The sequence below is a fragment of the Oceanobacillus sp. NCCP-135 genome (genome assembly GCF_059698015.1).
The window spans coordinates 1-608 of record NZ_BAAKSZ010000084.1 but is presented as its reverse complement, the minus strand read 5'-3'; the positions used below and the strand labels follow the sequence as shown (position 1 = coordinate 608).

Below are 608 nucleotides of genomic sequence, written 5' to 3'. Positions count from 1 at the left end.
CAGCCTATGTTTATTCACGTTTTATGAAAAAATTAATCGATCATGAGGAAGAAGTAGAATCCATGTTTCAGACGTTGGTTGATCAAATTAGCGAGGTACTTCCTGACTTTGGGAAATCTTTAGCGATTGACGGGAAAGCGATTCCATCTTATGCGAATGGAAAAAACAAAAATGAGAAAGAAGACGGACGTAGAGATACGGATGCTGACTACGGAAAAAAAGAATATCGCGGTAAAAGAGAAGATGGTACGACGTGGTCAAAAATAGTCAAATGGTTCGGCTACAAAATTCATTTGATTGTTGATTCAACTTACGAGCTTCCAATGGCATATTCGGTTACGAAAGCTTCTGTACCAGATATTAATGCGGCCCATGATTTATTGGATGAAATCGAAAAAGAACGTCCTTGCCTTCTTGATCAAGCCGAAGTCATGTCCGCAGACAGGGGATATGACGATACCAAGCTACATAAGAGACTATGGGACAACCATGAAATAAAACCTGTTATCGATATACGAAATATGTGGAAGGACGGGGAAGAAACTCGTTTACTGGGAGACCATGAAACTGTCGTTCACAATTTTAAAGGGAATGTTTATTGTCATTGC

General features: G+C 39.5%; 1 protein-coding gene. It reads left to right on the top strand.

Features of this window, described 5'->3' with window-relative positions; genetic code table 11:
- Nucleotides 1-23: 23 nt before the first annotated feature.
- Nucleotides 24-608: transposase (locus AC6HVZ_RS19625; protein ID WP_497559801.1), on the top strand; the 585-nt coding region annotated here is incomplete at its 3' end.